Source organism: Pseudomonas sp. Z18(2022) (assembly GCF_036346535.1).
In the GTDB taxonomy this organism is placed as follows: domain Bacteria; phylum Pseudomonadota; class Gammaproteobacteria; order Pseudomonadales; family Pseudomonadaceae; genus Aquipseudomonas; species Aquipseudomonas yamanorum_A.
In genome coordinates this window covers 40,093-47,173 of sequence record NZ_JAOTOA010000033.1, presented here as the reverse complement: position 1 = coordinate 47,173, position 7,081 = coordinate 40,093, and the positions used below count along the sequence as shown (strand labels likewise).

Here is a 7,081-nt window from a genome sequence, read left to right as displayed (position 1 = left end):
ACCCCCCCTAGCTCAACAAAACAACCCCACCAGGCAACTCCGTACACTTAGCCCCATACGCATCGCGAATCAAAAGCGCCACCCCCGCCAACTGATTCAGACTGAACCGCGCCTGCACCCGCCGCTTGCCCAACTGCGCATTCATCAGCAGCAACATCCCCGGCCGATAGCGATTAATCTCATCCACCACCGTCGCCAACGTCGCGTTATCAAACACCAACACCTGCTCCCGCCAAGCCACCACCGCCTGCGTATCCACCGCTACCGGCTCACCCACACCGCTGGCGTCGTACGTCACCTGGCGCCCGCTTTCGAGCCGAACCGTACGCCCACCCACCGCCACCGCCACCGCACCGTCAATACACGTCACACACACACTGTGATCCGTATTACGCACATTGAACCGCGCCTGCGCCGTACTCAACCACCCACCGCCCGCCTGAACCCGAAGCGGCATCGCCACATTGGCCAACACCTCAACCTCCCCCTCCAACAACTCAATCCCATCATCACGCCGGCTGATCCGCGTCTGGGTATTGAGCTCCAGCCGAACACCGTCACTCAACTCAACCCGCCGCTGCTCCCCGACCTCCGTGCGGTAATCCGCCGTCAACCCGGCAAACCCGCCCGGCACGGTCACTCGCACCATCAACACCGCCGCCGACGCCGCAATCGCCCCACCCAAAAACGCCCGCCGCCCAAAATGCCGCGGACGGGAAAACTGCTCAGCGGCGGGAGCCAACTGCTGCCACAACACCTTGGCCTGCTCGAACGCCCGGGCATGGTCCGGACTCTGGGCGCACCACTGGCGCAACGCCTTGGCATCCGCAACGGTGGCCCGGCCCGACGTCAGCAGCACCAGCCAATCACGCGCTTCATCGTGCAGGGGGCTGTCTGGCGTATTCCGGGCAGCGGAGAAGTTAAAAATGTTCAAGCGCGCAGGTACTCAACGGATTATCAGGGACTCAATCACTAAGACGGTTTTCCGGCCCCGGGACCGAACCGCTGGATCACTTTTCTTTCAAGGCGCTGCGCGCAGTGGCCCAGCCCGGCCTTGATTTCCTTTTCGACCATGCGCGTGGAAATCCCGAAACGCCGGGAGATTTCCAGGTGCGGCGCCTCTTCCAGGCGCGCGGCGATAAGGATCTGGCGCCGCCGCGCCGGCAGTTCGTAGAGGGCTTTGAGCAGGGACTGGATTTCGCGCTGGCCACCCACCACCCGCGACGGGTCCTGGGCTTCATCCACCGTCTGCAGCAGCTCTTCGACCTCGCTGCCGGTCAGCAACCGGGCGTCCGCCTGGCGCCGGTCGGCAGCGATGTTCAGGGCCATGCGGTAGAGGTAGGCATTCGGTTGCGCCAGGTTCGGCGGCATGTCCATGCGGTCGACCCGCAGGTAGGTTTCGTGCAGCACGTCGTTGGCCAGGTCCTCCGAGCCCAGGCGCTTGCGCAGGCGCACCTTGAAGTCCTCGTAGGACGCCAGGAACAGGCTGACCATCGTGCTGTGGCCGGTGTCTTTCATGCCCCAAAAACTCCTTCCCCTGCTGTGCATTCCATGCGTGTTCCTGTTGAGTCGGGCATCAAAAGTAAGGTCACCGGCAAGCGCAGTGAACTGGGCGCCGGGCGTTCGACACGCGCAGCACTCAGGCCAAGTACCAGCGCTTCGTCACGCTGCAGGTCTCCGGTGGAGCTGACCAGGCGGCTGTGTTCGATCACGCCGTTGCGGTTGACCCACACCTGCACCAGCGCCCGGAAACTGCCGGGGCGGGTCAATGGCGAACGGCACAAACTGCGTTCGATCGCCTGCTGCAACGCCGTGGCATAGCTGTTGTTGATCCGTGCTGCATTGCCTGCCTTCAGCCCTCGGGGCTCTGCCGATCGGCTGACCTCGGGGACTTGCAGGGTGAACGCATCGCTGCGGGCATAACGCGCCATCAAGCCACTCCCTGTCAGCAGCAGGCCCAAGGCTTGCTGCGCACTGTAGCGGCCATGTACGCCGATGGAGCGCCGGCCCCGGGTCAACTCGCGATCCACCAGCACCGCCATGCCCGTGGCATGGCTGAACGCTTGCAGGGCGCTGTCCAGGTTCTGCGCGGGCAGGTCCAGGATCACCTCGGCGCGCACGGCCTGCACCAGCCCCACCAGCAGAGCCAGGCAGCAGCCCGCGTGCCTCCAAGCGCTCCTGCTCAGCATCGCAACACGTCCGACATAGCCTACAAAACCGTCATCCTGAGGCCAGTTTATGAACCTGATGTTACGGTGCCAGCAAAAAAAACATCACGGTGACGGGCAGCCCGCTGCACTACACTTTTGCGCCATACCGGCCCATTTCCCAGGGCCCGCCAGGAGGCACCGATGAACCTGTTCCCAACCCTCGCCAGCCTGTTGCTGTGTGCAGCCCTGCCGCTGATGGCCCACGCCGAAGGCCCCCCCGGCGGCTGCGCCGAGGTCAATGTGGATGGCTACAAGGCGCCGGACTATGGCTGCCTCAGCCAACAGATGGGCAACAACCCGGACGCCGCCAAGGCGACGCAGAAGAACCAGCAAGCGCAACAAGTGCCCATCGACAAGCGCAAGCCAAACCAGATCGGGCTCTCTACCCCGGCGGCGACCAGCGTGCGCATGGGCAATACCTTTGGTACTTCGGTGAAACCCCAGCGGCCTTGATCGCCGCTTGTCCCCCCCTGCGTACCCACTCGAAAAAAAGCCATTGTGTTATCGCGACAGCCGATGTTATGTTTCTAACAGAAATTAAAAATACGACATTCGAGTAACATCAATGACCGGTAGCCGCGAAAGTGTCATGGATAAAAACAGCTTCCAGCGCACGCTGGAGCAGCAGTTCCCGACGCTGACTCCCACCGGCAAGCGCATCGCCACCTACCTGCTGGCCAACCTGCAACAGTTGCCGTTCGAAACCGCCGACAGCATTGCCCACCAGGCCGGCACCACCGGGATTTCGGTGGGGCGTTTCTTGCGCACCCTGGGCTATCGCAACCTCGATGACGTGAAACAAGGCCTGCGTGGCGACCCGCAAGCGTCCTGGCTGATCACCGACCGCCTCGGCGCGTTTCGCCAGGAGAACGATCAGGAAGACGCCCTCGACCGTTCCCTCAACCGCGAGATCGAAGCGATCCAGCACGTCTACGGCCTGGCCCGCAGCCAGGGTTTCGCCGACATCGTGCAGCACATCGTCGACGCCGACGCGGTGTTCATCCTCGGTATCCAGTCCACCCGGGGCATCCTCAATGCGTTCCACAGTCACCTGGAATACATTCGCCCCAAGGTCTATTACGTCGATGGCCTGTCGGGGATCTACGCCGAGACGTTGAACTCCGGCTTTGAAAAACCCTACGCCATCACGGCGGACTTTCGCGCCTATTCCAGCATCACCCCGACTTTCTGCGAAACCGCGAATGCCCATGCCCTGCCCCTGGCGCTGATCACCGATTTGCAATGCCCCTGGGCCCGGGACTACGACCTGGACCTGCTGCAACTGAAAACCGATGTCGGCCAGTTCTGGGACTCCATGGCGCCGCTGACGTGCCTGTTCAACCTGATGGTGTCTGCCGTCGCCGACCAGTACGGCGAGCGCCTGGACGCCCGCCTGGCGAAAAATCGCGCCCTGCAACAGGCCTTCGGCCAGTTTGAATCCTGACCCTTGAAAGGAAATGTTTGAGTGAATACCAGCCCATTGGTAGAAATCGCCCCACCGGACTACCCGGTTCAGGTCGACCTGATCTACGCCAGTGCCGACAACCTGGCAGGCACCGTGATCTATCGCAACACCCGCTGCCTGCTGCACACCGAAGCGGCCGCCTGCCTGCGCAAGGCCAGCCTTCTGGCGCGCCAGGCCGGCATGACCTTGCTGATCTACGATGCCTATCGCCCCGCCTACGCCCAGCAACTGTTGTGGCAAGCGCTGCCCGACCCGGACTACGTGCGCGACCCGCGCCTGGGCTCGCACCACACCCGCGGCGTGGCCGTCGACCTGACCCTGATTGATGAACACGGCACACCCCTGGACATGGGCACGGCCTTCGACGCCATGGAGCCCAAGTCCCACCAGTTCTATCCCGATCTGCCGCCACAGGTGCAGCGCAATCGCCTGCTGCTGTTGGGCATCATGCTCGGCGCCGGCTTCAAGGCGATTGCCACCGAGTGGTGGCATTACGAGTTGCCGGATGCCGAACTTTTCCCATTAATTGAGGAGTCCCACTGAACCAAGGAACGTACCATCACAATAATTAGCAGCACCCTTTAGCTCTAACTGCCCGGTTATAGATTTCATAAAAAAAAACCAACCCGCTTTTTCCTCTAAATAATCAAGGAAACCGGCATGACCCCAAGCAACCGCAAGACCCTCGCACTCTCCCTGCTGTGCGCCGCCCTGAGCTTGGGCGCGTGGCAATCGGCAAGTGCCGCCGCCCCCAAAGACACCCTGATGATCGGCAAGGCGGCCGACCCGCAAACCCTCGACCCGGCCGTGACCATCGACAATAACGATTGGGCGGTGACGTACCCGGCGTACCAGAAACTGGTGGCCTACAAAGTCGAAAACGGCAAGGGCAGTACCGACGTCAAGGGCGACCTGGCCGACAGCTGGACCACCTCGGCCGACGGCCTGGTGTGGGACTTCAAGCTCAAGCCCGGCAACAAGTTCGATGACGGCGCCGACGTCGACGCCAATGCGGTGAAGTTCTCCTTCGACCGCGTGATGCAGCTCAAGCAAGGCCCGTCCGGCGCGTTCCCGGATGACATGAAAGTCACTGTGGTCGACCCGCTGACCGTGCGTTTCACCCTGACCAAACCTTACGCGCCCTTCCTCTACACCCTCGCCCACAACGGCGCCGGCATCATCAACCCGGACGTGGTGAAACAGGGCGATGTCAACGCCTACCTCTCCACCCACACCGCCGGCTCCGGCGCGTTCCGCCTGACCAACTGGCAGAAGGGCCAGAGCCTGACCCTGGAACCCAACACCTACTACGCAGGCCCCAAGCCCGCGCTGAACAAGGTGGTGATCAAGATCATCAGCGAAGCCTCGGTACGCCGCCTGCAACTGGAACGCGGTGACCTGGACATCGCCGAAGACATGCCCCAGGACCAGCTCACCAACCTGGCCAAAAAGAAAGACGTGGTGATCAAGGAGTTCCCGTCGCTGCGGGTGACCTACCTGTACCTGAACAACCAGAAAGCCCCGCTGAACAACCAGAACGCCCGCCAGGCAATCGTTGATGCGGTGGACTACAAAGGCATCGTCGACGGCATCCTCAAGGGCCAGGCCAAGCTGATGAACGGGCCGATTCCTGCCGGCATGTGGGCCAACGACCCGAGCCTGCCGATGATGAAACAGGACCTGGACGGCGCCGGCGCCAACCTGAAGAAACTCCCGGAAAAAATCACCGACCTGAACTACATGTACTCCGACAAGGACCCGGACTGGGAATCCATCGGCCTGACCCTGCAGGCCAGCCTGGCGCCGCTGGGGATCAACCTGAAGATGGAAAAACTGGCCAACGCCACCATGCGTGAGCGCCTGGGCAAGGGTGACTTCGACGTGTCGATCGGCTCGTGGGCACCGGACTTCTCCGACCCCTACATGTACATGAACTTCTGGTTCGATTCGTCCCTGCAAGGCCTGCCGGGCAACCGCTCGTTCTACAGCAACCCGGTGGTGGACAAGCTGATCCGCGATGCAGCGGCCAACAACGACACGGCCAAGCGCACCGAGCTGTACCAGGAAGCCCAGAAGATCGTGCTCAAGGACAGCGTGTACGCCTACCTGTACCAGAAGAACTACACCCTGCCGATGCGTGATTCGGTGAAGGGGTACGTGTTCCACCCGATGCTGGAACAGGTGTTCAACGTGGCTGAGATCAGCAAATAGAAACTGCTGAGGCGCAACGGTGGTTGCGCCTGGCCCTTTCTATGTGGCGAGGGAGCTTGCTCCCGCTGGGCTGCGAAGCGGCCCCAAAAAAGCCAGGGCCGCTTCGCGCCCCAGCGGGAGCAAGCTCCCTCGCCACTACAAGCCTGCTTAACACCCGAGGTGCCTCATGGCCTTCCTGAATATGTTGCGCAAACGCCTGTTCGGCCTGATTCTGGTCGTCGTCGGCGTTTCGCTGATTACCTTTTGCATCTCCCACCTGATCCCGGGTGACCCGGCGCGCCTGATTGCCGGCGACCGGGCCAGCGACGCCATCGTCGAGAACATCCGCCATCAACTCGGCCTCGACCTGCCGCTGTACCAGCAATATGGCCGCTACATGAGCGACCTGCTGCACGGCGACCTCGGCACCTCGATCCGCACCAGCCGCCCGGTGCTTGAAGACCTGAAAGCCTTCTTCCCCGCGACCCTGGAACTGGCGGTGGCCGCCCTGCTGCTCTCGGTGCTGGTGGGTGTGCCCCTTGGCGTGCTGTCAGCGGTCTACCACAACCGCGCCATCGACCAGATCGCCCGAACGCTGGCGGTCACCGGTATTTCCACTCCGGCCTTCTGGCTAGGGCTGGGCTTGATCGTGTTGTTCTACGGCCAGCTCGGCTGGCTGCCCGGCAGCGGTCGGCTGGACGAGGGCCTCGAGCCGCCGCGCACCATCACCGGGTTCTACCTGATCGACTCGCTGCTGGCCGGCGATATCCCGCTGTTCCTCAACGCCCTGCAGCACCTGATCCTGCCCGCCGTCACCCTGGGGTTCGTCAACCTCGGCGTGGTCGCCCGGCAGATCCGCTCGGCGATGCTTGACCAGTTGGGCGAGGACTACATCCGCACCGCCCGCGCCTACGGTTTGTCGCGCTGGGCGGTGATCCTGCGTCACGCCCTGCCCAACGCGCTGATCCCGTCGATCACCGTGCTCGGCCTGACCCTCGGCGACCTGCTCTACGGCGCCGTGCTGACAGAAACCGTGTTCGCCTGGCCGGGCATGGGCGCCTATGTGGTGAAGTCGATCCAGTCCCTGGATTTCCCGGCGGTGATGGGCTTCGCGATCATGGTGTCGTTTATTTATGTACTGCTGAACATGCTGATCGACCTGCTCTACCGCGTGGTCGACCCGCGCATCGGCGAGGTGAATTGAGATGACCGCCCC

At 62.6% G+C, this 7,081-nt stretch carries 8 protein-coding genes; 5 read left to right on the top strand and 3 right to left on the bottom strand.

Annotation, left to right across the window (positions count from 1 at the left end):
• Positions 1 to 7 precede the first annotated feature (7 nt).
• From V3W39_RS31850 to V3W39_RS31840, 3 genes are read right to left on the bottom strand one after another with little or no spacing between them, the layout of a single operon-like run.
• The gene (locus V3W39_RS31850) at positions 8 to 934 is read right to left on the bottom strand and encodes a FecR family protein (protein ID WP_177134377.1); all 927 of its coding nucleotides are present in this window, start codon (positions 932 to 934) and stop codon (positions 8 to 10) included.
• 38 nt (positions 935 to 972) lie between these two features.
• Positions 973 to 1,518: an RNA polymerase sigma factor gene (locus tag V3W39_RS31845; protein ID WP_177080031.1), complete on the bottom strand. Its 546-nt coding sequence runs from the start codon at positions 1,516 to 1,518 to the stop codon at positions 973 to 975.
• The gene (locus tag V3W39_RS31840) at positions 1,515 to 2,189 is read right to left on the bottom strand and encodes a secretin and TonB N-terminal domain-containing protein (protein ID WP_330214059.1); all 675 of its coding nucleotides are present in this window, start codon (positions 2,187 to 2,189) and stop codon (positions 1,515 to 1,517) included. The genes V3W39_RS31845 and V3W39_RS31840 overlap by 4 nt, the downstream gene beginning before the upstream one ends.
• A gap of 162 nt (positions 2,190 to 2,351) precedes the next feature.
• Between V3W39_RS31840 and V3W39_RS31835 the strand changes: the two genes are divergently transcribed.
• The 5 genes from V3W39_RS31835 to V3W39_RS31815 all read left to right on the top strand — a co-directional run bounded on the left by V3W39_RS31835 (position 2,352) and on the right by V3W39_RS31815 (position 7,069).
• The gene (locus V3W39_RS31835; protein ID WP_177044092.1) at positions 2,352 to 2,663 is read left to right on the top strand and encodes a hypothetical protein; all 312 of its coding nucleotides are present in this window, start codon (positions 2,352 to 2,354) and stop codon (positions 2,661 to 2,663) included.
• Positions 2,664 to 2,799: 136 nt separating this feature from the next.
• Positions 2,800 to 3,654 carry a MurR/RpiR family transcriptional regulator gene (locus tag V3W39_RS31830; RefSeq protein WP_330214058.1) on the top strand — a complete coding sequence of 285 codons (855 nt, stop codon included), beginning with the start codon at positions 2,800 to 2,802 and terminating at the stop codon, positions 3,652 to 3,654.
• Positions 3,655 to 3,675: 21 nt separating this feature from the next.
• Positions 3,676 to 4,218: a D-alanyl-D-alanine dipeptidase gene (gene ddpX / locus V3W39_RS31825; RefSeq protein WP_294737457.1), complete on the top strand. Its 543-nt coding sequence runs from the start codon at positions 3,676 to 3,678 to the stop codon at positions 4,216 to 4,218.
• A 117-nt stretch (positions 4,219 to 4,335) separates the two neighbouring features.
• Positions 4,336 to 5,886: an ABC transporter substrate-binding protein gene (locus V3W39_RS31820; RefSeq protein ID WP_177115653.1), complete on the top strand. Its 1,551-nt coding sequence runs from the start codon at positions 4,336 to 4,338 to the stop codon at positions 5,884 to 5,886.
• A 166-nt stretch (positions 5,887 to 6,052) separates the two neighbouring features.
• Positions 6,053 to 7,069 carry an ABC transporter permease gene (locus V3W39_RS31815; RefSeq protein ID WP_177044088.1) on the top strand — a complete coding sequence of 339 codons (1,017 nt, stop codon included), beginning with the start codon at positions 6,053 to 6,055 and terminating at the stop codon, positions 7,067 to 7,069.
• Positions 7,070 to 7,081 lie beyond the last annotated feature (12 nt).

Bases quoted from the DNA above. Each gene is read 5' to 3' on its own strand.
- V3W39_RS31815 (WP_177044088.1), top strand. From the start codon at position 6,053: ATGGCCTTCCTGAATATGTTGCGCAAACGCCTGTTCGGCCTGATTCTG.
- V3W39_RS31835 (WP_177044092.1), top strand. From the start codon at position 2,352: ATGAACCTGTTCCCAACCCTCGCCAGCCTGTTGCTGTGTGCAGCCCTG.
- V3W39_RS31845 (WP_177080031.1), bottom strand. From the start codon at position 1,518: ATGAAAGACACCGGCCACAGCACGATGGTCAGCCTGTTCCTGGCGTCC.
- V3W39_RS31840 (WP_330214059.1), bottom strand. From the start codon at position 2,189: ATGCTGAGCAGGAGCGCTTGGAGGCACGCGGGCTGCTGCCTGGCTCTG.
- V3W39_RS31830 (WP_330214058.1), top strand. From the start codon at position 2,800: ATGGATAAAAACAGCTTCCAGCGCACGCTGGAGCAGCAGTTCCCGACG.
- V3W39_RS31820 (WP_177115653.1), top strand. From the start codon at position 4,336: ATGACCCCAAGCAACCGCAAGACCCTCGCACTCTCCCTGCTGTGCGCC.